This is a genomic window from Lentzea sp. NPDC051213 (genome assembly GCF_044455585.1).
Lineage (GTDB): Bacteria > Actinomycetota > Actinomycetes > Mycobacteriales > Pseudonocardiaceae > Lentzea.
Genome location: NZ_JBITEX010000008.1, coordinates 282807 through 307087, shown reverse-complemented (window position 1 = coordinate 307087; position 24281 = coordinate 282807). Strand labels below are relative to the sequence as shown.

Here is a 24281-nt window from a genome sequence, read left to right as displayed (position 1 = left end):
GACGTCGTTCACCGACGCCACGAGGAGGCCGAGATGACAGCCGAAGTATCGAATCCGGCAGCCTTCCCCATCCCGTTGCCACCCGCGTCCGCGCTCGCGCTGCTGCAGCAGGCTCGCGACTCGCTCGCCGAGTCCGAACGCACACCGGAGCCTTCGGAGCGGTTCGCCACCGCCTACCTCGCCGCGTTGCGCGCCGCCGCGGCGGTGCTCGCGTTGCGCGGACGGCCCCACCGCGGTCGTTCGAAACCGGCCAGCGCCTGGGTGTTGCTCGCCTCGATCGCGCCGGAGATGCGGGAGTGGGCCGCGTTCTTCGCGTCGTGGTCGGCCACGCGGGCCGCCGTGCTCGCGGGCATCACCCGGCACGTCACCGCGCGCACGGCCGACGACCTGGTGCGCCAGACCGATCAGTTCGTGACGCTCGTCGATCGCGTGATGAACGAGGCGAGGCGGTGAACGCTCTCGAAGTCCTGCGCCGTGAGGCCGATCTGCTCGCGGTGTCCGCTATCGGCCAGCCACCGCACAAGGGCGTGCCCGCCTGTCCCGGGCTCAACCTCGGGGAGACCGTGCGGCACGTCGGCAGCGGCTACCGCATCGCGCTGGCGTGGATCAGGCTCGGCCGGGAGCCCAAACCGGGTGAGTGGCAGGAGTATCCGGAGCAGGGGCAGGACGCGCTGGGTTTCATGCAGTCGGGCGCGGAGGCCGTGATCGCGGAGCTCACCGCGCACGACGAGGACGAGCCGTGCGCGACGTGGTGGCCGGTGCAGCAGAACTACGGGTTCTGGCGGCGCCGGCTCGCGCACGAGACCACGGTGCACCGCATGGACGTCCAGGGTGCGGCGGGCGCCGAGGCCGAAGCGGTCAGCGACGAGGTCGCGATCGACGGTGTCGACGAGGTGCTGACGTTGTGGCTGGGGCACAAGCTGGACGTGCTCGGGGTGCGCGGCTCGCGGGACAGCCTGGTCGCCGTCCAGGTCGAGGACCACCTGTGGCTCACGCGCTGCGGTCCGCGTGGCGCGTCGGCGTGGCGGGTCGTCGATCCGGAGGACGCCCACGTCGCCGACGCGCAGGTGACGGCGAGCCCGATGACGATGTACCGCTGGCTGTGGGGACGGCTGCCCGACCGGTTGGTCGACGTGGTCGGCGACCACGACGCGATCGCGCAGCTGTGGGCGCTACTGCGGCTCGCGACCAAGTAGGACGGAGGCGGTCTCCTCGCCCGTCGCCGCCAGCAGGCGGTAGCGGGCGCGGCGGCCGTCGAGGTCCAGCAGTGCCACGGAGTTCCCGAAGTGCGGGCCGGTGGTCTTGCGCCAGCGCATCAGGTCCTCCGGCACGCCGGCGAGGCTCGCGAGGCCGCGGAACACCCGCGCGGCGAGGCGCGACCACGACAGCCGGAACGCGGGCCGGAAGATCTTCGGCGGCTCGTTGTGCACCGGCGAGCACACGAGCTGCGTGACGATTGCCTTGGTGGGCCTGGGAAACTCGGCTTCGGCGACATAGCTGTGGTGGACGTCGCCGGAGAGCACGCTGACCGTCGCCGCGCCGTTGTTCGCGGCTTTCTCGATCATGCGGGTGAGCCTGTCGAACGACTCGCGGAACGCCGGCCAGTGCTCGAGGTCGAGCGCCTGCCGGATCTTCTCCGCCGCATTGCCCTGCCAGCCGGGCTTGCGCGCGCCGATCTCGTTGAGGGACTGGAAATGGCTGAGCGCGTGCGGCATCAGCCACGGCAGCGACGAGCCGATCAGCAGGTGGTCGTAGTCGCCGTCAGCGTTGCGCTCGAGCCACGCGAACTCTTCGTCGCTGACCATCTGCCGCTTGCCGTTCTCGAGGATGCGGCCGCAGCGGGTGTCGATCATCAGCAACCGCGCGCGCCCGAAGTCGCGGCGGAAGCTCCACCACGTCGACTTGCGCCCCGCCGCTTCCCTGTCCGCCTCTTCAGCGAACTCCTCCAGCAACGGCAGCGCATCCGCGCCCTGAGCTTTCACCTTGGCGTACAAGGGATCCTTGGCGAGCTCGTCCGGGCCGAGGTTGCCGAGGTGCTGGTAGACCCAGTAGGACGCGAGGGCGCCGCGAATCCTGTTGCGCCACCACGGTTTGTCCTGCATCTCCTGCTTCCAGACCGCGGACGTGTTCCAGTCGTCGCGCACGTCGTGGTCGTCGAAGATCATCGAGGTCGGGACGACCGACAGCAACCAGCGGATCTCCGGGTCGCCCCAGGTCTCGTGGTAGAGATGCGCGTACTCGGCGAAGTGCACGACCTCGCCGTCGGGCTCCTGCGTGCCGTGCCGGCGGTCGCGCAGCCACTGCTTCGTGGCCTCGGTGGGTTCGTCGGCGTAAACCTGGTCTCCCAGCAGGATCAGCGCTTGCGGCCACTCGTGTTCCGGTGCGTTCATGAGCCGTTGCGCGAACGCGTCGAGAGCGTCCGGGCCGACCGGCTGACTCGGCGCGGCGCGGCACGACCCGAAGGCGATCCTGCGGACCTCGCCGGTGCGGATCACGGGCTTGGGAAAGCCGCTGCCGGCCTCCGGCCAGACGGCGTCGCCGTCCAACCGGACGTCGTATTCCGTGCGCGGGCCCAGGTTCTCCAGCCGCACCAGCGCGAAGTGCTGCTCGCCGACCTGGAACGTCCGCGCGGTGTGCCCCGCGATGGTGACGTCGCACGAGGAGTCTGTCTCTACCCACACGGTCGCCGACGTCGCGTTCACATGCCTGAGGAGCGGTCCGAGCACCAGCTTCGCCACCCGCGAGACAGTACCCTCGCACGCGTGGAAATCACGTTCGACGCCGCCGACCCCTCCGCGCTGGCCGCGTTCTGGTCCGAGTTCGCCGGTGACGAGATCGAGCTGACGTTCGTGTGGAGCGACGCCCCGAAGATCGAGAAGAACCGGGTGCACATCGACCTGGCCTCGACGTCGCTCGAACACCAGGCGGACATCGTGGCCCGCGCGCTGAAGCTGGGCGCGGAGCACGCCGACGTCGGGCAGCGCGATGTGCCGTGGGTCGTGTTGCGAGATCCGCAGGGCAACGAGTTCTGCGTCCTGGAGCCCCGGCCCGAGTACACCGGGGTGATCGCGGCCGTCGTCGTCGACTCTCGTGATCCGCTGGCTTCGGCTCGGGCGACCGGGCATCCGGTGGTGCGCAGTGGTGACGGGTTCGCTTCGGTGCGGCCTGAGCCGGGGCCGTGGCTGGAGTTCGTGCGGACCGACGACCCGGACCCGATCACCAACCGGGTGCGGGTGCGGTGGGAGCCCGCCTCCTCGTAACCTGCGCCGTCCCGACCCACGCTGATATCCGATATATCACCTGCCCAGCGCCGCTCTGTGCAGCGCCGCGATATATCAGTTATGCAAAAGACGTTTGCGGACGTCCGCAAACGTCTTTTGCATCCGGTGGGATCAGCGCAGGTCAGAGGCTTAAGCTCAGAGGGCGGCGAGGCGCTCCCGCAACGTGTCGAGGCCCATCGAGCCCATCTCCAGGGCCTCCTTGTGGAAGCGCTTCAGGTCGAAGTCCGCGCCCTTGCGGGCCCGCGCTTCCTCGCGCGCGGCGAGCCACAGCCGCTCGCCGATCTTGTACGCCGGCGCCTGGCCCGGCCAGCCGAGGTAGCGGTCGATCTCGTCGCGGACGTGCGCGTGCTCGCTCAGGGTCCTGGTCATCATGAACTCCAGGCCGAGCTCCGGGGTCCACCGCTCGCCGGGGTGGAAGCCGGTGCCCTGCGGGATCTCGAGCTCCAGGTGCATGCCGATGTCGATGATCACGCGGGCGGCGCGGAACAGGTGCGCGTCCAGCATGCCGAGCAGGTCGCCGTCGTCGTCGAGGTAGCCGAGCTCGCGCATGAGGCGTTCCGCGTACAGCGCCCAGCCCTCGCCGTGACCCGACACCCAGCACACCAGCCGCTGGAAGTCGTTCAACGTCGCCGACTGGAATACCGCCGTCGCGCACTGGAGGTGATGCCCCGGCGCGCCCTCGTGGTAGACCGTCGACGTCTCACGCCAGGTCGGGAACACCGTCTTGCCCTCGGCGATCGACCACCACATGCGGCCGGGGCGCGAGAAGTCTGCGGTCGGCGGCGTGTAGTAAGCGCCGACGCCACCGCCGGGCGGCGCGATCTTGCACTCGAGGTTCATCAGCGTGTCCGGCAGATCGAAGTGCACGTCGCGCAGGTCGAGCAGAGCCTTGTCGGACAGTTCCTGCATCCACGCCTGCAGCCCGTCCCGGCCGTGCACCTGGTAGCGCGGGTGCTCGTCGAGGTACGCCGCGGTCTCGGTCAGCGACGCGCCGGGCTTCAGCCGGGCCGCGACCTTCTTCATCTCGGCCTCGATGCCGAGGAACTCCTCCCAGCCCCACTCGTAGGCCTCGGCCAGGTCGAGCCGCGACCCCGTGAAGTAACGCGAGCCGAGCCGGTAGCGCTCCTCGCCGACCGCGTCCTTCGTCGGTGCCTGCGGGGCCAGCGAGGTCCGCAGGAACGAGGCGAAGTCGGCGTATGCGGACGAAGCCGCGGCGGCGCTGGAGTCGAGCGACGAACGCAGCGTGCCCTCGGCACCGGACGAGACGACGAACGAGCCGAAGAACGTCGAAGCCCAGACATCGCACTGCTCGGCGACCCTGGTCACCTGGCGCAGCGCGGAGACGTGACCCTGGGCGGCGGCGTGCGCGAGCGAGGCGCGCAGACCCTCCAAAGCGGCCGGCACAGCGGAAAGACGACGCCCGATCGTGGCCCATTCCTCCGGCGTGTCGGTGGGCATCTGGTCGAAGATGTCGCGCACGGACTGGATCGGGCTCGCGATCACGTTCAGCGAGGACTCGACCTGACCCGCCTCGTAAAGCTCGTGCTCAAGCCCTGTGCGCTCCAGGAACACGGCCTTGGCCGCCGCTTCCGAGGCATCCGCGGGCTCGGTGGCCGCGATGTCGGCGAGGGCGCGGGTGGCGAGTTCGTGACGCGCCGCGTGCCCTTCCGGCGAGAGGTCCGTCAGCTGGTCTTCGGAACCCGCGAATCCGAGACTGGTGGCGGTAATGGGGTCCAGCGCCACGTAGTCGCTGACGAATTTGTTGCTGATGTCGTGCACGGATGCCATGTGCGGAGACGCTACCTCGCGCCTCGCGACGCCAAAAGGTAGTTAGTCAAGCTCACGACCAAAGGAGGGACTGCGTCGTTTGGACCGTGCTGGCAGGATGTCCGCCGTGCGTACGTCCTCGGCACTTTTGGTGCCGGTCTTCCTGCTGCTCACCCTGTTCTCCTTGAGCGGGTGCGTTCGCGTCTACGCGGCCATGGCCGTGTCCGACGACGACCGCATCTCGGGTGAGATCGTCGCGGCCACGCCGCCCACGCAGGACAACGACCCCGGTCCCCAGCTCAAGGTGCCACCGGAGCTGGCGAGCCGCGTCACGACCAAGCCGTACCGGGTCGAGTCGTACGCCGGTACGCAGCTGTTCTTCAACGGCCTGTCGTTCGACGAGATGCGCACGCTCTCCATGGCCACCAGCTCGTCGAACAGCCGGTACAGCATGAACTTCCGCCGGTCGGGTGATCTTGTCACGCTCTCCGGGTCCGTCGACCTCACCCAGGTGCCCGTGGAACGCGCGGACATCCAGGTGAAGGTCAGCTTCCCCGGCAAGGTCGTCAACACCAACGGCCGCGAGGAGGAGAACAACACCATCGCGTGGTCTCCGAAACCCGGCCAGGCCTCGATGCTCACGGCCACCGTGCAGTACGCGGGCGAGAACTCCAGCTCGTTCTTCGGCTGGGCGCTGCTCGTCGCCGGTCTGACCGGCGGTGCCGCGCTGATCGTCGTCGTGCTCGCGCTCATCGCCCACAAACGAAGCTCGATGGTCTAGGCGCGCGTCACCAAACCCAGGCGCCCCAGTACTTCCCGCGTCGCCTTGGACCGGTTCATCGTGTAGAAGTGCAGCGCCGGCACGCCTTCTTCGAGCAACCGCTGGCACATCTCGGTCGCGATGTCGATGCCGGTCGCACGGAAACCCGCGACGTCGTCCGCGTACGGCTCCAGCCTGCGCGCCACGTCGAGAGGCAGGTCCGCGCCGGACAGCTCGACGATCTTGGACAGGCCGCGCGGCGACAGCATCGGCATGATCCCCGGCAGGATCGCCGCCGAACAGCCGGCGTCCGCCACCCGGTCACGCATCCGCAGGAACGGCTCCGGCGCGTGGAACAGCTGTGCCACCGCGTAGTCCGCGCCCGCGTTGAGCTTGCGCAGCAGGTACTTCAGGTCGGTGTCGAGGTCGCCGGAACGCGGGTGCCCGTACGGGAACGCCGCCACGCCCACGCAGAAGTCGCCGAGCTCGCGGACCAGTCGCACCAGCTCGTCGGCGTAGTTGAGGCCTTCCGGGTGCGCGACCCACTCGCCCATCGGGTCGCCGGGAGGATCGCCCCGCAGCGCCAGCACGTTGCGCACGCCGATCGCCGCGTACCAGCCGATCACGTTGCGCAGCTCGGCCACCGAGTGGTCGACGGCGGTGAGGTGGGCGACCGGCAGCAGCGTCGTCTCCTGCGCGATGCGGCCGGTGGCGCGGATCGTCCGGTCCCGTCGTGACCCGCCGGCGCCGTAGGTGATCGACACGAACGCCGGGTCGAGGCCTTCCAGTTCGCGGACGGCCTTCCAGAGGATCTTCTCGTCCTCGGCGTCCCGCGGTGGCAGGAACTCGACCGAGAACTTGGGAGACTGACCCAGAAGCCTTTCCACCACCGACGTCATGAGAACAAGCGTAGTGGTTCTTCCGCTAGGTGAGATATCCGCTCACCATGTGGTACGCGGGCCCCGATATGCGGGTGGCCCCGGACACAGCGGACCATGGGGGGCGTGTCCCACCACCCCATCGACGTCGCCCTGCCCCAGCACGTCGAAGCAGCACTGACCACGTACCTGGCCTCCCGGCGCGCGTCCGGAGAGGCGATGGACCCGAGCTTCGCGAGTGCGGTGGACGCGCTCTCCGGTTTCGTGCTGGGCGGCGGCAAGCGCATCCGGCCGACCTACGCGTGGTGGGGGTGGCGGGCGGCGGGTGGCGACCCGGACGGTGAGCTCGCCGAGGAGGTGCTCACGGCGGTCAGCTCGCTGGAGCTGATCCAGGCGTGCGCGCTGATCCACGACGACCTGATGGACGCCTCGTCGGTGCGCCGGGGCAAGCCGACCGTGCACATCGCGTTCGGCGCGCGGCACCGCGAACAGGGCTGGCTCGGCTCGTCGGAGCGGTTCGGCATGTCCGCGGCCGTGCTGATCGGCGACATCGCGCTGGCCTGGGCGGACGACATGCTGTTCGCCGCCGGGCTGCCGGCCGAGGTGCTGCGCAGGATGAGCGAGCCGTGGCGGGACATGCGCACCGAGATGCTCGCGGGCCAGTACCTCGACGTGCTGACGCAGGCGCAGGGCGACTCGTCCCCGGACGCCGCGGTGCGGATCGACCGGCTCAAGACCGCCGCGTACACCGTCGAACGGCCGTTGCACATGGGTGCCGCGATGGCGGGTGGCTCGCCGGAGCTGATCGACGGGCTGCGGTCGTTCGGCGCCGACATCGGCGTCGCGTTCCAGCTGCGCGACGACCTGCTCGGGGTGTTCGGCGACCCGGAGGTCACCGGCAAGCCCGCGGGCGACGACCTCGCCGAGGGCAAGCGCACGCTGCTCGTGGCCCTGGGCATGCAGTTCGGCGCCGATATATTGGATATCGCGCTGGGCAAGCCGGACCTCGACCTCGACATGGTCGAGGAGGTGCGGCGCACGCTCGTGAAGGTGGGCGCCGTCGACGCCGTCGAGGAGCGCATCGAGGAGCTGACGAAGAGCGCCCTGTCCGCGCTCGACGCCGCACCGGTGGCCGAACCGGCCGCGACCAAGCTCGCCGACCTCGCGATCAGCTCCACGAAGCGGGCCTTCTGAAGTCGATCTTCACGTCAACCTGAGAACTTGATTAAGACCTCGTGACCGGTGTGGGCTGTTGCTTGCTGACGCTTCCGCGCCTTGTGCAACGATGTTCGGGCGATGGCAGCAACTCCGTCCCTTCCCCGCACGAGCTCCGAGGTGTCTCCGCAGGAGCTTTCAGTCGTGCCCACGAACACCTACGCCATCCCCATCCGCACGACCATGCTCGGTCTGCTGGGTGTGGCGCTGATCGCGCTCGGCGGCATGGGCGCGGGCGCGATCCTGGAACGCGACCCGCTGCTCACCCAGGTCGGGCTGAGCTGGCTGCGCTACGGCCACGGCCGCGACCTCGCGAGCATGGTGCTGTACCTGGGGCTCGGCCTCGTCATCTGGGCGTGGATCCGGCTCGGCAGGCTCGTCCGGTGGGGTGAGATCGGCGACTTCGCGGTGCTGGTCGCGGTCACGGTGTGGACGTTGCCGCTGCTCTTCGCCCCGCCGCTGTTCAGCAAGGACATCTACAGCTACCTGGCGCAGGGCCAGCTCGCGCTGAGCGGCTACGACCCGTACACGGTCGGGCCCGCCGTTCTGCAGAGCACGCTCAGCGAGAACGTCAGCTGGGTGTGGCAGCACACGCCGGCGCCGTACGGGCCGCTGTTCATCCTCATCGCCAAGGCGATCGTGTGGGTGACGGACGCGAGCGTCATCCTCGGCGTCGTCGCCATGCGCCTCTCGATCGCGGGCGGGCTCGTCCTGCTTTGCTGGGCGCTGCCGGGCCTGAGCCGGCACCTGGGCGGCAAGTCGGCCATCGCGCTGTGGCTCGTGGCGGCGAACCCGCTGCTGCTGATCCACCTGATCGGCGGCGCGCACAACGACCTGCTGATGATCGGGCTGATGGCGGCCGGTGTGCTGCTGGTGCTCGACCGCAGGCACGTGCTCGGCTTCGTGCTGCTCGGCCTCGCGTTCTCGGTGAAGGCGACGGCGATCGTGATCGTGCCGTTCCTCGTGTGGATCTGGGCGGCGCGGCTCGAGGGCGACAAGCGCACCCAGTTCCGCAAGGCGCTGCTGCCCGCGGTCGCGGCGTTCGTCGGGACGTTCCTCGCGTGCACGCTGGTCGCCGGGGTCAGCCTCGGCTGGATCCTCGCGCTGCGCAGCTCGTCGATGATCATCAACTGGCTGTCGCTCCCGAGCGCGGTCGGCGACTTCGTGCGCATGGTCGTGAACTGGTTCGTCTACGTCGACGGCGGCATCTTCATCGGCGTCGCGCGGGCGCTCGGCTCGGCCGTGCTGATCTGGATCGCGTACACGCAGTGGTGGGCGGCCCGCGACGGCGAGGTGCGCGACGCCATCCGGCGCGGCGCGGTCACGATGCTGGCCGTCGCGCTGCTCTCCCCCGCGACGCTGCCGTGGTACTTCAGCTGGCCGCTGGCGCTCGCCGCCGGGTTCGCGTGGACCACGGGCCCGCTAGTCACGGTGACGCTCGCGTCGTTGTTCCTGTTGCTGGTGACGTTCCCGAACGGCGACACGGCGCTGTACTCGTGGGGCTACCTGTTCTTCGCATTGGTGGTCTCGGGGCTCGCGGCCCGGTCGCTGGTGAAGCCGGACCCGTTCGGCCTGTCCACGCGCTACGAGTGAGCCTCCCAGCATGAAGTTGGCAGCCTCGTACGCCGCCTGCCGCCGGGTGAACGCGCGGTACGGCAAGACGTTCTTCCTGGCCACGACCCTGCTGCGGCCCGAACAGCGGCCCGCGGTGCACGCGCTGTACGCGTTCGCGCGCTGGGCCGACGAGATCGTCGACGCCGCGGGCGTCGATGACCGGGCCGGCGAGCTCGACCGGCTGGAGCGGCTGCTGGACGAAGAGCCGTCGAACCCGGTGCTGCACGCGCTGGCGGACACGATGCGCCGCTACGACATCGACCGGGCGCTGTTCACCGACTTCCTCGCGTCGATGCGGATGGACCTCGACGTGACGGAGTACGCCGACCTCGACGCGCTCGGCGTCTACGTGCACGGGTCGGCGGAGGTCATCGGGCTGCAGATGCTGCCGGTGCTCGGCACCGTCGTGCCCCGCGCGGAGGCCGAACCGTACGCGGCACGGCTCGGGGTGGCGTTCCAGCTGACGAACTTCCTGCGCGACGTGGGCGAGGATCTCGACCGCGGCCGGGTCTACCTGCCGCAGGACGTCCTCGGCGCGCACGGCGTCGACCGCGACCTTTTGCAATGGTGTCGTCGTCATCGTCGCGCAAACGACCGGGTGCAACGGGCTCTTGACGACCTCGTCGCGCACTCATATGCGATATATCAGTCGGCTGAGCCGGGGATCGCGATGCTGTCGCCGTCGTCGCGGCCCTGCATGCAGACCGCGTATACGCTGTATCGCGACATTCTGGGACTGGTGAGCTGCGAGGCGCTCTGGAGGCGGGTTGCTGTGCCGAACACGCGTCGTCTCGCGGTCGCAGTGCCCGGCGCGGGCCGGGCACTGCTCGCACGCGCGATGGTCAGATGAACCCGGCGTTAGATGATGACGACGCCCACGATGTTGGACGTCGCGGAGGCGTAAGCGCTCGTGCCGGGGAAGTAGAGGCGCAGGTCGGCGGACGCGTCGATGGTCAGCTTCGCGTTGAACGTCGCGTTCGGCTGGCAGTTCTTGGTGTAGATGTTGGTCCACACCGACGCGCCGACCTTGACCTGGGCGAACACGTCGAGCCCCAGGGTCAGCTGCCGCTCGCCTCCCTGAGCGCCGAGCTTGCCTTTGATCTGGAGCTGGTTGCCCTTCTTGAGCTTGACCTGGGCACCACCCGCGTCGAGTGCGAGCGTGGTCGGCTTGGCGTGCACGGCCGGCGACGCAGTCGCGGCGACCGGCGAGAGAAGCAGCCCGACAGCCGTGAGACCGGCGAGCAGAGTCTTGATGATCATGCGCACCAGTTCAGCGGTTCCAGGCGTCTCCCGCCTGCGGAGACGCCTGGAACCGCTGCATCGGGTGAACTAGAAACCCATGGCTTGCGCGCGTCGCTTTACCTCACGCCCACGGTCTCCGCGCAATGCTTCGATCGGAGTGCCAGGGAGGCTTTCGTCCTCCGTGAAGAGCCAGCGCAGAATCTCGTCCGTGGAGAAGTTCTGGTCGCGCAGCACCGTGATGGTGCCGGGCAGACCCTTCACCACCGTTCCGGCGGCGAGGAAGGCTTCGGGAACGACGAGGACGCCGTCCCGCCGCACGGCGAGCAGTTGCCCGTCGCGCAGCAGTTGCTGGATCCGGGTGACCGGAAGTCCCATTCGGTCGGCCACCTCGGGGAGAGGAAGAACCTCCAGGTCGGCAGCCAGTACATCCGCAGCGGCAGGAATCGCACTCACAGGGGTCACGATGCCATAACCGAACTGTGAACGCCCTTCCGCCAACCGGGTCATCCTGAGCTTTACCATCTCGCACTGTGGAGAGGTCGGTTTCGAACGTGATGGGTGGACTGCTGGAGCAGCGCTACCGGGTGGACTCCGTGCTCGCGCGCGGTGGCATGTCCACCGTCTATCGAGGTCGCGACACCCGCTTGGACCGTGATGTCGCCGTCAAGGTGATGGATCCGCGCCTGACGACGGACCCTGCCTTCGTCGCGCGCTTCGAGCGAGAGGCACGCGCGGCGGCTCAGCTGCATCACCCGGCCGTGGTGTCCGTGCACGACCAGGGCGTCGACGGTGACCAGGTGTACCTGGTGATGGAGCTGATCGACGGAGGAAACCTCCGTGACCTGCTGAATCAGCGCGGCAAGCTCCCTCCGGCCATCGCGTTGAGCGTGCTCGGCCCGGTGCTCTCTGCACTGGGCGCGGCGCACCGCGCGGGGCTGGTCCACCGCGACGTGAAGCCGGAGAACGTGCTGATCGGAGCGGGTGGCCAGGTGAAGGTCGCCGACTTCGGGCTCGCCAGAGCCATCGCCGAGAACGGTGTGACCAGCGACAGTGAGATCCTCGGCACAGTCGCCTACCTGTCACCTGAACAGGTGGAGTCGGGCGCCGCGGATGCGCGCAGTGACGTCTATGCGGCCGGCATCGTGCTCTACGAGATGCTCGCCGGGCAGGCCCCGTATCGCGGCGAGACCCCCATCTCTGTCGCCTACCAGCACGTCAACTCGGACGTCCCGTCGATCCCGGAGATCCCGCTGGCGCTCGACACGCTCGTGCGCAAGGCGACGCGGCGGGACCCGATGCTGCGGCCGGCGAACGCCGATGCGTTCCTCGCCGAGCTCGAGCGCGTGGGTGCTGAGCTGGGCCTGACGCCGCAGGCGGTGCCTGTGCCGGGTTCGGCCCCCGAGAACGACAAGACCGTCATCATGAGGCCGGTTCCGGTCTCGGTCGGCGCCACGCCGCCTCCCGCGGCTGCTCTGGACGCTGAGGCGACCCGGCGGGTGGCCATGCCCGCGATGACGACGGTGAACACCGGCCCGCCGACGCCGCCACCGGGCATTTCCGGCACGCGCGCGATGCAGCGGCCGGAGCAGCCACGGCGTCGTCCCGCCCAGAAGAAACCGAAGGTCGACCCGGTCGAGGTGGAGCGCAAGCGCAGGAAGAAGCTCTTCCTGATCTGGGGCTCCGTGGTCGCCGTGCTGGCGTTGCTCGTCGGCCTGTTCTCCTGGTACCTCGGCGCTGGCCGCTGGACGGCGGTGCCGCCGGTGGTCGGGCAGTCCGAGACGAACGCGGTGCGCCTGGTCCAGAACGCGGACCTCACGGCGTTGATCGAGAAGGTGCCGTCGGACGAGGTGCCGAACGGTCAGGTCATCAGCTCCGATCCCGGTCCCGAGGCCGAGCTGCGCAAGAACGCCACCGTGAAACTCGTCGTGTCGCGCGGTAAGCCCGTGGTGCCGTTCATCAACGTCGGTGCCGAGGTGGACGCCGCGACCAAGGAGATCGAGGCAGCGGGCCTGAAGGCGGTCAAGGACCCCGCCAAGGACGCGTTCCACGACACCGTGCCGATCGGCAAGGTCGTGGGGGTGGACCCGCGCCCCGGTACGGCGCTCAAGCTCAACAGTCCGGTGACCCTGGTGCTGAGCAAGGGTCCCGCGCCGCGCAGGCCGGTGCCGAACGTCACGGGCAAGACGAAGGACGAGGCGTTCGCGGAGCTGCAGCGGGCCGGGCTGGAGCCGGTCGAGGCGACCGGTCAGGACGCCGCCGAGAACGAGAACTCCCGCGTGGTGCGGACGGATCCGCCCGCGGGCACCGTGCTGGAGGGGACGGCGAACAAGCGCGTCACCGTGTTCTTCCAGGACAACTCGGAGGTCGAGGTGCCGAACGTGACCCGGCAGAAGGTCCGGGACGCGAAGAAGGAGCTCGAGGACCGGGGCTTCCGGGTGAAGGTCGAGTTCAACAAGAGCAACAACGCGACGGTCATCAACCAGGACCCGCAACCGGGCAGCAAGGTCCGGCGTGGCACGGAGATCACGATTTTCGGTCTCTGACCAGGAAGAACAGCAGGGCCCCGCGTTCTCGACGCGGGGCCCTGCTGTCTTCAGCTCGTCTTCAGGAAACTCCCAGAAACGCTACGAGCGCAGCATCTCGGCGACGAGGAACGCGAGCTCCAGCGACTGCTGCGTGTTCAGGCGCGGGTCGCACGCCGTCTCGTAGCGGCCGGCCAGGTCGTCGTCGGAGATCTCCTGCGCGCCGCCCAGGCACTCGGTGACGTCCTCACCCGTGAGCTCGATGTGGATGCCGCCGGGGTGCGTGCCCAGGCGCCGGTGCACCTCGAAGAAGCCCTGGACCTCGTCGACGATCCGGTCGAAGTGCCGGGTCTTGTAGCCGGTCGAGGACTCGTGGGTGTTGCCGTGCATCGGGTCGCACTGCCAGATGACCTTGTGACCGGAGGCTTCGACCTTCTCCACGATGGCGGGGAGCACGTCGCGCACCTTCTGGTTGCCCATGCGCGAGATGAGCGTCAGACGGCCCGGCTCGTTGCGCGGGTCGAGGCGCTCGACGTACTCGACGGCCATCTCGGGCGACGTCGTCGGGCCGATCTTCAGGCCGATCGGGTTCGACAGCAGCTCCGCGAACGCGATGTGCGCGCCGTCGAGCTGACGGGTGCGCTCACCGATCCACACGAAGTGCGACGACAGGTCGTACAGCCGCGGCTGGTCGCCCGTCGTGTCGAGGCGGAGCAGCGCGCGCTCGTAGTCGAGGAGCAGCGCCTCGTGCGAGGCGAAGATCTCCGTGCCGTGCAGCGACTGGTCGTTCACGCCGCACGCCGACATGAACCGCAGGCCGCGGTCGATCTCGCCGGCCAGGGCCTCGTACCGCTCGCCGGCGGGCGAGGTGCGCACGAAGTCCCTGTTCCAGTCGTGCACGCGGTGCAGGTCGGCGAGACCCGCGCCGGTCAGCGCGCGCAGCAGGTTCATCGCCGCGCCGGCGTTCGCGTAGGCGCGGATCATGCGGCCGGGGTCCGCCACACGGGCCTCGGGCGTCGCGACCAGGGAGTTGATGATGTCGCCGCGGTAGGACGGCAGGCCGAGCGCGTCGATGCCCGACGAACGCGGCTTGGCGTACTGGCCGGCGATGCGGCCGACCTTCACCACCGGCAGGCTCGCGCCGTAGGTCAGCACCACGGCCATCTGCAGCAGGGTCCGGATGTTCGCGCGGATGTGCGGCTCGGTGTTGTCCGCGAACGTCTCGGCGCAGTCACCGCCCTGCAGGAGAAACGCCTCACCGCGAGCGACCTGCGCCAGTTGCGTGTGCAGCCGGTCGATCTCGGCGGGCACGGTGATCGGCGGCACGCTCTCCAGCACGGTCCGCACCCGACGCACCTGTTCGGCGTCGGGCCACTCGGGCTGCTGGGCAGCCGGGCGCGACAGGGCGTCGTCCAGGCGCTTGCGCATCTCGGGAGGCAGCGGCGGAAGCTCGGGAAGCGTGTCGATGGGCACGTCCACGGTCCAGTTCACGCTGCTCAGCTTAGTTGTTCCACTCTGAGAGACCCGGCCGGGCCTGTCAGCTGTTCGGTGTGATTTGACCTGGGCGTCATCCGCGGATGTCTGTTACTTGTCAACTATCGCCCTCTGCCCTATTGAGATGCCGCCCTGCATGATGAGGCCCATGAACGCCACCCGATTGGATGACGGCACCGCGACCCGGCTGCTGGCCATCGCGATCGACAACATCCAGCGCGACTACCCGGTGCACTGGACGCACGTGATCGACGGTGATGACCGGCTCATCCCGCAGCGGGTGCTGCATCCCGTGTTCGCCGGTTCGTTCGACTGGCACTCGTGCGTCCACCAGACCTGGCTGGCCGTGCGGCTGTTGCGACTGCGGCCCTCGCTGCCCGGCTCCGACCTGGCCCGTGACGTGCTGGACAAGCTGGTCACGCACGAGAACTGCGCCGCCGAGGCCGCGTTCTTCTCGTCGCCGGCGGGGCGGCACTGGGAGCGGCCGTACGGGTGGGCGTGGCTGCTGCTGCTCGACGCCGAGCTGCGAACCTCCGGACTGCAGTGGTCCGTGGCGCCGATCGCGGAGGTGCTGCGCGACCGGTGGCTCGAGTGGATCTCGGCGGCGCGGCTGCCGATCCGGACGGGCACGCACAGCAACACCGCGTTCGCCACCGGACTGGTGTTCGACGCCGCGCAGGCCAACGGAGACGCCGAGCTGGCTTCGGCGTGCGTCGACGCGGCGCTGCGGTGGCACCGCGACGAGGTCGCTTACGGCGGGTTCGAACCGGACGCCGCCGACTTCCTCTCCCCCGCGCTGACGACGGCCGACCTGATGCGGCGCGCGCTGGACGCCCCGGCGTTCGCCTCGTGGCTCGACGCGTACCTGCCGGAACTCGACGCGGAACGGTGGCGCGTGCTGCGCGAACCCTTCCCGGTCGACGACCCCAGCGATCCGTACGGCTCGCATCTGGCCGGGCTCGCGTTGTCCCGCGCCTGGAACTGGGAGGCGATCGCGGACTCGTTGCCGGAGGGGCACCGGTATGCCGAACTGGCCCGCACGGCGTCTGCTGCGCATCGCGAGGCCGGGTGGACGTACGTGTTCGGCGGGCACGGCTACATGGCCGACCACTGGCTCGGGACCTTCGCCGCGTACCTGGACGTGAAGGCCTTCTGAGCTGCGGCGATATCCAATACATCGGATATCGCACACCACGCTCTGACGGGCGGACTCGCCAGGCGATTAGCACCGATATCCCATATCCCATATATCAGACGAGCTTTGCAATGAGTCTTTTGACTTCGTCCGCAAACGTTTTTTGCATCCGGGTGGGGTCGGCGCGATAGATCGGATCAGGGTGAGGAGGGCCAACCCGGCACACCGGTCGCAGACGCAGAATGCCCAGACACCGACCGGTGCCTGGGCATTCTGATATCCGATATATCAGGCGCCGAAGAAGACCTCGGCCTCTTCGTAGCGCTCCGTCGGAACGGTCTTGAGCTCGGCCGTCGCCTCGGACAGCTTCACGCGCACGATGTCGGTGCCGCGCAGCGCGACCATGACGCCGAAGTCGCCATCGGCGACGGCGTCGACGGCGTTGAGGCCGAAGCGGGTCGCGAGGACGCGGTCGTACGCGGTCGGCGTGCCACCGCGCTGGATGTGGCCGAGCACCGCGGCGCGGGACTCCTTGCCGGTGCGGTCCGCGATCTCCTCCGCGAGCCACTGGCCGACGCCGCCGAGGCGGACGTGACCGAAGGCGTCGCGCTCACCGGAGTGCAGCACCTCGGCGCCGCCCTCGGGGATCGCACCCTCGGCGACGACGATGATCGGCGCGAACTCGCTCTCGAAGCGGCGCTCGACCCAGTTGACGACCTTGTCGACGCTGAACGGGCGCTCAGGGACGAGGATGACGTTCGCGCCACCCGCGAGACCCGAGTGCAGCGCGATCCAGCCGGCGTGACGGCCCATGACCTCGACGACGAGCGCACGGTGGTGCGACTCGGCCGTGGTGCGCAGGCGGTCGATCGCCTCGGTCGCGATGTGGACGGCGGTGTCGAAGCCGAACGTGTAGTCCGTGGCACCGAGGTCGTTGTCGATCGTCTTCGGCACACCGACGACGCCGATGCCGTCATCGGTCAGCTTCTTGGCGACTCCGAGGGTGTCCTCGCCGCCGATCGCGATGATCGCGTCGATCTGGTTCGCCGCGATGGTCTCGCGGATGCGGTCGACGCCGCCCTCGACCTTGTAGGGGTTCGTGCGCGACGACCCGAGGATCGTGCCGCCCCTGGTCAGGATCTCCTCGACGTCCGCGAGGCCGATCGGCTTGGTGAGGTTCTCGATCGGGCCTTGCCACCCGTTGCGGAACCCGACGATCTCCCAGCCGTGTGCCTTGATGCCCTTGCGGACCACGGCCCGGATCACGGCGTTCAGACCGGGGCAGTCACCACCGCCAGTGAGCACACCGATGCGCATCTGCTTCCCAATCTCTCGTGTTCTGTGTCACTCACACTTTCACGAGCTGGATCGGTGCAGCAATGCGGGTCTCACTTACCGGACGGGAAACCCCAGTTTCTGGCGCTGTTCCTCGATCACTTTCCAGCGCGCGAGGTTGTGCCGCGCGTCGGCTAGGGCGTCGTGCGCGTCGGCGGGCGGGGCCGGCAGCTTGGGGCGGCCGACGTCGTCCCAGCGTTGCCGCAGGTCGCGGGTGAACCGGGGCAGGGCTCGCGGCAGCGCCGGCATCGCACCCCACAGCTGGGCCAGCGCGACGTGGTCGTAGGCGGCGAACCAGGCCCACAGCTCCACGTCGTCACGGGCGGCGTTGCGCGCGCCGAGGAAGTCGAGCAGGTCCTCACGGATGCGGCTGCGGCTGCGCCACGCCTTGTCCGCGGGCGAGGGCAGCTGGTTGAGAACGTTCTGCCGCACCCACGGCCCCGCACGCTCGGGATCGAACTCGGTGGACACGGCGTAGAACTCGCGGCCTTCCTCGTCGACCACACCGATCGACACCAGGTCGATGGTCAGCCCGTCCTCGATGAACTCACAGTCGTAGAAAAACCGCACCGCGACACCCTAGGGCTTGCGGTCAGCCGGCCTTCTTCTCGGGCACCCGGTCGTCCGGCTTGGCCTGTTCCGGAACAGGCGTGGCCTGTTCCTTGGCCTTCGCCGCGTAGACGTCGACGTACTCCTGGCCGGATAGCTCCATCAACGAGTACATGATCTCGTCGGTGATCGAGCGCAGCACGAACCGGTCGCCGGACAGCCCCTCGTAGCGGGAGAAGTCGAGCGGCTTGCCGATCTTGATCCGGATCGGGTACGGCTTCCACATCCGCGAGCCGATGGGGTTCGCCTTGTCCGTGCCGAACATCGCCACCGGAATGACCGGCGCACCGGACTCCAGGGCGATCCACGCGACGCCGACCTTGCCCTTGTAGAGCCGGGCGTCGGGCGAACGCGTGCCCTCGGGGTAGATGCCGAGCAGCTTGCCCTCACGCACGATCCGCACGCCGGTGTCGAGCGCTCCCTGCGCGGCGGACGCGCTGGACCGGTCGATCGGCACCTGGCCGACGCCGGAGAAGAACCACTTCTGCAGCCGGCCCTTGATCCCGGTGCCGGTGAAGTACTCGATCTTCGCGGGGAAGGTCACCCGCCGCGACAGCATCAGCGGCAGGAAGAAGGAGTCGGAGACGGCGAGGTGGTTGCTCGCCAGGATGGCGCCGCCATCCTTCGGGATGTTCTCGGCACCCTCGATGATCTTCGGCTGGAAGAACAGCCGCAGAATCGGCCCCAGGAGGACGTGCTTCATCAACCAGTACAGCACCCGGGAAGCGCCTCCCTTAGACCCCGCGAACCTTGATCCCGACAATCAGCCTACGGAGCCGACCGCTCCTCACACAACGAGTCCAAAGGTAGTGCGTCACGGCCACGACTGAGCCGACTGCCGTAACCCGCAACACATCCGGCCCGTGCAACGATGAGGGGTCAGAGGGTTGCGGCACTTGGAGAGGCTCTGAATGAACGCCCGGCGCGACTCGACCGACGGCCCCGAGAACGTCGACGAGCTCTTTGCCGAGATCGTCGCGGGTCTCGAACGGGACGGGGTCGGCAAGGACTGGCTCGACCTCGACGAGGCGGGCACCGAGGACATCAAATCGGTCGACCTCAAGGCGCACGACGACCCGACCGGCGACATCCCCCTTGACGTGGAAGAAGAGCCAGAACGACGCGGCCAGGACGACGAAGACCATTACGTGCCACCGGAGCCGCCGCCGTTCCCGGTGCTGCGCGCGTCCACGATCGCGGCGCTCGGCCTGCTCGGTCTGGGCATCGTGCTGCTGGTCGCCCCCGGCCTCTTCGGACTGCAGTCGCGCATCGGCACGCCCCTGTCGCTCGTGGCCCTCTGCGCGGGCGTCGGCTGGCTGATCCTGCGCATGCGCAACACCCCGCCGCCGGACTCGGGATGGGACGACGGCGCCCAGGTGTGACACGTCACGTCTTACTTGGTAACGACGTGATAACGGCCACTCAAACCTTCAGATAACGATTCGGTCATGCCTACGGTGTCGGACATGGACCAGATGCAGCACCTGATGATGGCCCGCGCCATGGCGACCTTGAGCAAGAAGGACGCGGAGCGCGCCAAGCGCCGCCCGCGCATCCTGCGCCTGCTCGGCCGCTAGTCCCCCGGCCCGCGTCTTCCCCGGCCGGGCGTTCGAGCTGGGTGTTCGCGGCGGGCGAACAGACCCCGACACGCCCGTCGCGACACTCCTCAAACCGATATATCAGTCGCCCTGACCTGCACCCTTGCAACAAGTCTTTTGACGACGTCGGCAAAAGACCCATTGCCAAGGCGGCGCATGGGGCCTCCCGGCAAGATGGCCGTCGATGGCACGGGTGAGTTTCGATCTTCTGCACCGGGGCTTCCGCGCGCTCGGCGTGACCGAGGGCGCCACGCTCGTCGTGCACTCGTCCGTCTCGGCGTTCGGACAGGTCGACGGCGGAGCCGTGACCGTCCTTCGTGCGTTGCGGGCAGCTGTGGGTCAGTCGGGCACGGTCGTGGTCCCGGCATTCACCGGGGACGTGATCGCAGATCCGCATCCTGGCTGCCGCACCGCCGGTGACCCCGAGGTCGAGGCCGCGAGGGCTCGCGTGCCGCTGTTCCACGACGCGTTTCCCACCGCCATGGGCGCGGTTCCCACCGCTGTGCTGGCCGAGCCCGAACGACTGCGCAGCCGGCATCCGCAGGCTTCGGTGGCGGCGCTCGGCGCCGCGGCGGAGTACATCACCGAGCACCAGCCGTTCGCGTACGCGCTGGGGCCGGACTCACCGTTCAGCAGGCTTTACGAGCTGAAGGCGCAGATCTTGCTGCTCGGCGTCGGACACAACCGCAACTCGTTCCTGCACCACGCCGAGTCGATGGTGCCCGGCCATCGCACCAAGCTCCGCCGCTTCCCCTACCTCGTAGAAGGGCAGCGGGTCTGGCTCGAAGCGCCGGATGTCGGCGACGACAACGACACGCACTTCCCACGGGTGGGCACCGACTGGGCTGACCAGGGGCAGGTCAGCCGTCAGGTCATCGGGGCCGCCCGGTGCGAGCTGGTCGACGCGGTTCCGTTCATCGAATTCGCCCGGAAGCGACTCGCCGAGCTCCTGTGCGAGGTCGCCGGCCACCCCCGCAAATGATCAGGAGCGGCGGGAGTTGTTCCGGGTCATCGACGCGGCCATCTCGCGGGCGAGCGTCGCCGCGCCCACGATCCCGGCGTCATCGCCGAGCTGTGCAGTGCGGATCCGGGCCAGCGGGCGATGGCCCGCACCCGTCACGACGGCGGCGTAGCGCTCGCGGGCGTCGTCGAGGAACAGCGGCGCCGAGGTCGACACCCCTCCCCCGATGACGATCACCTCGGGGTCGTAGACGTCGGCCACCAGCGCCAGGCCCTCGGCCAGCCAGCGCGCCAGGTCCGCCATCGCGCGCTTCGCCAGCGGGTCGCCGTCGCGGGCCGCTCCTGCCACCCGGCGGCCGGTCACCGCGCGCGAGTCACCGGCGGCCTCACGGGCCAGCACGGTGGAGACGCCGGGGTGTTTGGCCAAGAGCTCCACGGCCGTCGCGCTCAGCGCGGTGCCACTGCAGTAGCGCTCCCAGCAGCCGTTCTTGCCGCACGGGCAAGGCCGCCCGTCGGGCACCACGCGCAGGTGGCCCAGCTCGGGTGCGACGCCGTGTGCGCCGCGGAAAACCTCGCCGTTCAGCAGCAGCGCGGCGCCGATGCCGGTGCCGATCGCCACCAGCACGGCTGTCTTGGCGCCGCGGGCAGCGCCGAAGCGGTGTTCGGCGAGGGCGGCGGCGTTCGCGTCGTGTTCGAGCACGACGGGCATGCCCAGGCGGTCGCTCATGCGGTCGGCCACGTCGGCCTCGCGCCACGCCAGGTGCGGCGCGAAGCGCACCGTGCGGAGATCGGGAGCGATGAAACCGGCGACGGCGAGACCGACGGCGTTCACCGCGTGCCGGTCCGCCACCTCCTCCACCGCCGCCACGATCGCGTCCTCGAGGGCGCGTTCGCCAGCGGGTGTCGGTGCGCGCGAGGTGTCCAGCACCGAGCCACGCGCGTCCACGACGCCCGCGCGGACGCTGGTGCCACCGATGTCCACTCCGACGGTCAGCACTAGTCGGTCTTCCTGACGACCTTGATGTGCTGCACGCGCTGGCCTGCCTCGGCGGGCTCCTCCTCGGGCACGCCACCCGGAGGCGGCGGCGAGGGCGGCGTGCCGGGCTCGCGCAGGGCCGCCCGCAGCACGGCGACCAGGCCGGCCGCGTGCTCGGCGGCCTTCGCGGCCAGTTCGGAGCGGTCACCGCGCAGCAGCGCCACGCCGTTGCACAGCGGGCACCAGCCGCACGTCTCCGGCGTGTGCGAGCCGTCGCCCGCCTCCGCGATCTGCTGCAGCCACGGCTGCATGCGCTCCGCGGCCGCGTCGATGAGCAGCCGCAGCTCCTCGGCGAGCTTGCCGGTGTTGTCCTGAGTCATCCAACGCTCCTGATCAGCGCCACAGCGCCGGGTCCGGGCGGAATCCCACCGTCACGCCACCCGAGTCCATCTCCGCGCCGGTCACGATGCAGCGCCTCAGCAACGAGGGCAGCGCCACCAGCCGGCGCCGGCCGTCCACGGTCAGCGCGAGGTCGTCGCCCACGCGTGCGAGGTCCAGCTCTGTGTCGTCGGCGAGCGGCAACGCGATCCGCAGCGAGTATCGGGCGTCGAGGCCACGCCCGCTGCCCGACACCTCCAGCAACGACTCCGCCACGGCCGCACCGGGCAGCGGATCCTCGTCGCCGTAGAGCTGCTCGGCCACCTCCAGCAGTGCCGGCACGCCCACGGGCTCGGACGCGCGGTGGTCGACCATGCGGATCTCGCCGATGCCGGTCAGCTCGGCCAGCACCGCGTCCTGTTCGTGGCGGCGGGTACGCAACCACGTAGCCGCGGCACCCCGCGCCGAACCCGGCGAGGGCACCAGCCGGTTCGCGATCACGCTGTCGACGCGGATTCCCTGCAACGCCAACGCGGTCAGCGTCCGCCGCGTCTCGGCGGCGACCACGCGTTCCGGCGTCAGCACCAGCCGCACCGAGCACGACGACGAATCGGTGAGCATCGAGCGCAACGCGTCGAGCCGCTCGGCGAGCCTGCTCAGCGCGTCGGCCGTCGCGTCCCACTTCTCGACGGTGCCGGTACCCGCGACGCCCGCCAAAAGCCCTCGCACCACACGCCGGTGCGTCGGGAAGAGCCTTTCCAGGTACCCCGCGAACGCCTCGGGCAGCGACAGCAGCCGCAACGTCTCCGCGGTCGGCCCGCAGTCGACGACCACGACCTCCCACGGCCCGGACGACGCGAGCCGCCGCACCTCCGACAGTGCGAGAAGCTCCTCGACACCGGGCAGCACGGTCAGCTCCTCGGCGTCGATCTCGTCGACGCCCGCACCGGCCAGCACCGTGCGAAGGTGCCCGCGCAGGTCGCCCCAGGCTTCGTCGACCAACCCGCGCGGGTCGATCTGGCACGCGTACAGGCCGGCCGAACCATCCACTTCGGACGGTTCGGCACCGAGCCGCACGTCGAGCGCGTCGCCCAGCGAGTGAGCGGGATCGGTGGAGACCACGAGCGCCTTGCGGCCGTGTGCCGCCAGTGTGGCGGCCGTCGCGGCGGACAGCGTCGTCTTGCCGACCCCGCCCTTGCCGGTGAAGAGCAGGACGCGGCTCAAGCCGCCTTCTCCGCGCGCTTCTTGAGCTCCTTGAGCGCGGTGTCGAGGATCAGCTTCTCGGCCTTGCGGCGGAACAGCCCGATCATCGGGATCACCAGCTGCACGGACAACGTGTAGGTGACCTTGGTCCCGGCGCCGGACGGCTCCAGCACGTAGCTGCCTCGCTGCGCCTTCTGCATGGTGCCCTTGACGAGCTCCCACCGCACCGAAAGACCGTCGGCGGACCAGTCGTACTTCAAGGTGTACTCGTCCTTGACGGGCCCCTGGTCGATCGCGAACCGGACCTGGTCGGCCCGGCCGTCCTCGCGGGTGTCGAGGACCTCGACCTCTTTCATCCCGTTCGCCCAGTCCGGGTACGAAGGGAAGTCAGCGATGATCGCCATGATCTTCTCAGGCGGCGCGTCGATGACGATGGACTGAGTGGACTCGTCGGCCATGTGTGAGGAGGTTACTCGCGTCTTTACCAATTGAGGACGTGAGGCTTGCCGCTGCGCTGGAAGTGCCCGACGTTGATGCACTCGGTGTAGCCGAGGCGCACCCGCCGGGCCAGTGGCTGATGCACGTGCCCGAACACCGACCAGCGCGGACTCTCCCGCACGATCTTGTCCAGCGCCGGTCGCGAGCCCCACTCGGGACGGCGCGCCACGACGTCGTAGGTGAGGTCCGGAACAAGGGGCGGGATGTGCGTGCACAGCACGTCGACCGTGCCCATGCGGTCGAGCGCGGCCGCCATGTCCTCCTCCGTCCGGAGGTACGGGAACCATGGCGCGTTGGGATTGCGCACGTGGCCGGGCAGCATCAGCCCGCCGCCCGCGAACCCGAACCTGAGCCCGCCGATCTCCACGGCCTCGCCGTCGAGCACGTGCACGCCGTCGCGGACGAACTGCGGCCACAGGTGCGGACTGTCCACATTGCCCGGTGTCGCGTACGTCGGCGCGGACATCGCGGAGAACAGCGCGTGGTACTGCTCCAGCACCGCCTCTTCCACCACGGACCGGGCGTCCGCGAGACCGTCCCAGAGGGACCGGATGTAGCTCGCCGTGTCGGCGCGTTTCGTACCGCGTCTCAATTCGGCGAAGATCCCCACCTTCTCGGCACCGAAGACGCGGCCGAGGATCCCCTTGGAATGGTCGTAGTAGTCGACGAAGTCGATCAGGTCGCCGAGCACGACGAGCGCGTCCGCCCCGTCGCCGGCGCGCGCGAGCGCCTCGGCGTTGCCGTGCACATCCGAAACCACGTGAACCCGCACGGTTCCCAACCTAGTTCACGGGAGCTGGGGGGTTTCTGAGACGC

The 24281-nt window shown here is 69.3% G+C and carries 26 protein-coding genes; 12 read left to right on the top strand and 14 right to left on the bottom strand.

What is annotated here, in order from left to right; translation table 11 throughout:
* Positions 1–33: 33 nt before the first annotated feature.
* Together ACIA8G_RS33265 and ACIA8G_RS33260 are read left to right on the top strand one after the other, a co-directional pair.
* Positions 34–453 carry an SAV_6107 family HEPN domain-containing protein gene (locus ACIA8G_RS33265; RefSeq protein WP_396422666.1) on the top strand — a complete coding sequence of 140 codons (420 nt, stop codon included), beginning with the start codon at positions 34–36 and terminating at the stop codon, positions 451–453.
* Positions 450–1196: a maleylpyruvate isomerase N-terminal domain-containing protein gene (locus ACIA8G_RS33260; RefSeq protein ID WP_396422665.1), complete on the top strand. Its 747-nt coding sequence runs from the start codon at positions 450–452 to the stop codon at positions 1194–1196. Before ACIA8G_RS33265 ends, ACIA8G_RS33260 begins: the two co-directional genes overlap by 4 nt.
* On the opposite strand, the gene ACIA8G_RS33255 is transcribed toward ACIA8G_RS33260, so the two are convergent.
* Complete coding sequence (locus ACIA8G_RS33255) at positions 1173–2738, bottom strand: alkaline phosphatase D family protein (protein WP_396422664.1); 1566 nt, start codon at positions 2736–2738, stop codon at positions 1173–1175. The genes ACIA8G_RS33260 and ACIA8G_RS33255 overlap by 24 nt on opposite strands.
* A 24-nt stretch (positions 2739–2762) precedes the next feature.
* On the opposite strand from ACIA8G_RS33255, the gene ACIA8G_RS33250 reads away from it, so the two are divergent.
* Positions 2763–3260 (top strand): VOC family protein, encoded by a 498-nt coding sequence (locus ACIA8G_RS33250; protein WP_396422662.1) that lies wholly within the window; start codon positions 2763–2765, stop codon positions 3258–3260.
* A gap of 156 nt (positions 3261–3416) precedes the next feature.
* On the opposite strand, the gene ACIA8G_RS33245 is transcribed toward ACIA8G_RS33250, so the two are convergent.
* Positions 3417–5069, bottom strand: coding sequence for a DUF885 domain-containing protein (locus ACIA8G_RS33245; RefSeq protein WP_396422661.1), 1653 nt, complete (start codon positions 5067–5069; stop codon positions 3417–3419).
* 106 nt (positions 5070–5175) lie between these two features.
* On the opposite strand from ACIA8G_RS33245, the gene ACIA8G_RS33240 reads away from it, so the two are divergent.
* Positions 5176–5829 carry a DUF3153 domain-containing protein gene (locus tag ACIA8G_RS33240; RefSeq protein ID WP_396422660.1) on the top strand — a complete coding sequence of 218 codons (654 nt, stop codon included), beginning with the start codon at positions 5176–5178 and terminating at the stop codon, positions 5827–5829.
* On the opposite strand, the gene metF is transcribed toward ACIA8G_RS33240, so the two are convergent.
* The gene (metF, locus tag ACIA8G_RS33235; protein WP_396422659.1) at positions 5826–6707 is read right to left on the bottom strand and encodes a methylenetetrahydrofolate reductase [NAD(P)H]; all 882 of its coding nucleotides are present in this window, start codon (positions 6705–6707) and stop codon (positions 5826–5828) included. The two genes, ACIA8G_RS33240 and metF, sit on opposite strands and share 4 nt — an antisense overlap.
* 96 nt (positions 6708–6803) lie before the next feature.
* Here metF and ACIA8G_RS33230 point away from each other — a divergent pair, with 96 nt between their 5' ends.
* The 3 genes from ACIA8G_RS33230 (at position 6804) to ACIA8G_RS33220 (ending at position 10365) form a co-directional block, all read left to right on the top strand.
* On the top strand, positions 6804–7880 hold the full coding sequence (locus tag ACIA8G_RS33230) for a polyprenyl synthetase family protein (RefSeq protein ID WP_396422658.1): 1077 nt from the start codon (positions 6804–6806) through the stop codon (positions 7878–7880).
* 102 nt (positions 7881–7982) lie between these two features.
* Positions 7983–9494, top strand: a complete 1512-nt coding sequence (mptB, locus tag ACIA8G_RS33225) for a polyprenol phosphomannose-dependent alpha 1,6 mannosyltransferase MptB (protein ID WP_396422657.1) — start codon at positions 7983–7985, stop codon at positions 9492–9494.
* Between the two features lie 10 nt (positions 9495–9504).
* Positions 9505–10365 (top strand): phytoene/squalene synthase family protein, encoded by an 861-nt coding sequence (locus ACIA8G_RS33220; RefSeq protein ID WP_396422656.1) that lies wholly within the window; start codon positions 9505–9507, stop codon positions 10363–10365.
* A gap of 8 nt (positions 10366–10373) precedes the next feature.
* Here ACIA8G_RS33220 and ACIA8G_RS33215 read toward each other — a convergent pair whose 3' ends face one another.
* Together ACIA8G_RS33215 and ACIA8G_RS33210 are read right to left on the bottom strand one after the other, a co-directional pair.
* Positions 10374–10775, bottom strand: coding sequence for a hypothetical protein (locus ACIA8G_RS33215; protein ID WP_396422655.1), 402 nt, complete (start codon positions 10773–10775; stop codon positions 10374–10376).
* A 69-nt stretch (positions 10776–10844) separates the two neighbouring features.
* A complete protein-coding gene (locus ACIA8G_RS33210) occupies positions 10845–11210 on the bottom strand; it encodes an Rv2175c family DNA-binding protein (RefSeq protein ID WP_396422845.1) in 366 nt (121 codons plus the stop codon).
* Positions 11211–11287: 77 nt separating this feature from the next.
* Here ACIA8G_RS33210 and pknB point away from each other — a divergent pair, with 77 nt between their 5' ends.
* Complete coding sequence (gene pknB / locus ACIA8G_RS33205) at positions 11288–13300, top strand: Stk1 family PASTA domain-containing Ser/Thr kinase (protein ID WP_396422654.1); 2013 nt, start codon at positions 11288–11290, stop codon at positions 13298–13300.
* Between the two features lie 81 nt (positions 13301–13381).
* Here the strand turns inward: pknB and ACIA8G_RS33200 are convergent, their stop codons facing one another.
* Positions 13382–14770 carry a class II 3-deoxy-7-phosphoheptulonate synthase gene (locus ACIA8G_RS33200; RefSeq protein ID WP_396422653.1) on the bottom strand — a complete coding sequence of 463 codons (1389 nt, stop codon included), beginning with the start codon at positions 14768–14770 and terminating at the stop codon, positions 13382–13384.
* 151 nt (positions 14771–14921) lie between these two features.
* Between ACIA8G_RS33200 and ACIA8G_RS33195 the strand changes: the two genes are divergently transcribed.
* Positions 14922–15929, top strand: a complete 1008-nt coding sequence (locus ACIA8G_RS33195; protein WP_396422652.1) for a DUF2891 domain-containing protein — start codon at positions 14922–14924, stop codon at positions 15927–15929.
* Positions 15930–16196: 267 nt separating this feature from the next.
* Here the strand turns inward: ACIA8G_RS33195 and ACIA8G_RS33190 are convergent, their stop codons facing one another.
* From ACIA8G_RS33190 to ACIA8G_RS33180, 3 genes are all read right to left on the bottom strand, one after another.
* Entirely contained in the window at positions 16197–17225 is a 1029-nt protein-coding gene (locus ACIA8G_RS33190; protein WP_396422651.1) for a 6-phosphofructokinase, read from the bottom strand.
* A gap of 75 nt (positions 17226–17300) precedes the next feature.
* Positions 17301–17813 carry a polyadenylate-specific 3'-exoribonuclease AS gene (locus ACIA8G_RS33185; RefSeq protein WP_396422650.1) on the bottom strand — a complete coding sequence of 171 codons (513 nt, stop codon included), beginning with the start codon at positions 17811–17813 and terminating at the stop codon, positions 17301–17303.
* Positions 17814–17835: 22 nt separating this feature from the next.
* Positions 17836–18570 carry a lysophospholipid acyltransferase family protein gene (locus tag ACIA8G_RS33180; RefSeq protein WP_396422649.1) on the bottom strand — a complete coding sequence of 245 codons (735 nt, stop codon included), beginning with the start codon at positions 18568–18570 and terminating at the stop codon, positions 17836–17838.
* Between the two features lie 193 nt (positions 18571–18763).
* Here ACIA8G_RS33180 and ACIA8G_RS33175 point away from each other — a divergent pair, with 193 nt between their 5' ends.
* The 3 genes from ACIA8G_RS33175 (at position 18764) to ACIA8G_RS33165 (ending at position 20432) form a co-directional block, all read left to right on the top strand.
* Entirely contained in the window at positions 18764–19234 is a 471-nt protein-coding gene (locus ACIA8G_RS33175) for a hypothetical protein (protein ID WP_396422648.1), read from the top strand.
* Positions 19235–19300: 66 nt separating this feature from the next.
* Positions 19301–19429 (top strand): hypothetical protein, encoded by a 129-nt coding sequence (locus tag ACIA8G_RS33170; protein WP_396422647.1) that lies wholly within the window; start codon positions 19301–19303, stop codon positions 19427–19429.
* 205 nt (positions 19430–19634) lie between these two features.
* Positions 19635–20432, top strand: coding sequence for an aminoglycoside N(3)-acetyltransferase (locus ACIA8G_RS33165; protein ID WP_396422646.1), 798 nt, complete (start codon positions 19635–19637; stop codon positions 20430–20432).
* Here ACIA8G_RS33165 and ACIA8G_RS33160 read toward each other — a convergent pair whose 3' ends face one another.
* Genes ACIA8G_RS33160 through ACIA8G_RS33140 form a run of 5 tightly spaced genes read right to left on the bottom strand, consistent with a single transcriptional unit; the run spans position 20433 to position 24237 of the window.
* Positions 20433–21407 carry an ROK family protein gene (locus ACIA8G_RS33160; RefSeq protein WP_396422645.1) on the bottom strand — a complete coding sequence of 325 codons (975 nt, stop codon included), beginning with the start codon at positions 21405–21407 and terminating at the stop codon, positions 20433–20435.
* Positions 21407–21766 carry a hypothetical protein gene (locus ACIA8G_RS33155; RefSeq protein ID WP_396422644.1) on the bottom strand — a complete coding sequence of 120 codons (360 nt, stop codon included), beginning with the start codon at positions 21764–21766 and terminating at the stop codon, positions 21407–21409. The genes ACIA8G_RS33160 and ACIA8G_RS33155 overlap by 1 nt, the downstream gene beginning before the upstream one ends.
* Before the next feature lie 13 nt (positions 21767–21779).
* Complete coding sequence (locus ACIA8G_RS33150) at positions 21780–22988, bottom strand: ArsA family ATPase (protein ID WP_396422643.1); 1209 nt, start codon at positions 22986–22988, stop codon at positions 21780–21782.
* Positions 22985–23425 (bottom strand): SRPBCC family protein, encoded by a 441-nt coding sequence (locus tag ACIA8G_RS33145; protein WP_396422642.1) that lies wholly within the window; start codon positions 23423–23425, stop codon positions 22985–22987. The genes ACIA8G_RS33150 and ACIA8G_RS33145 overlap by 4 nt, the downstream gene beginning before the upstream one ends.
* Before the next feature lie 23 nt (positions 23426–23448).
* The gene (locus ACIA8G_RS33140; protein ID WP_396422641.1) at positions 23449–24237 is read right to left on the bottom strand and encodes a metallophosphoesterase; all 789 of its coding nucleotides are present in this window, start codon (positions 24235–24237) and stop codon (positions 23449–23451) included.
* Positions 24238–24281: the final 44 nt, after the last annotated feature.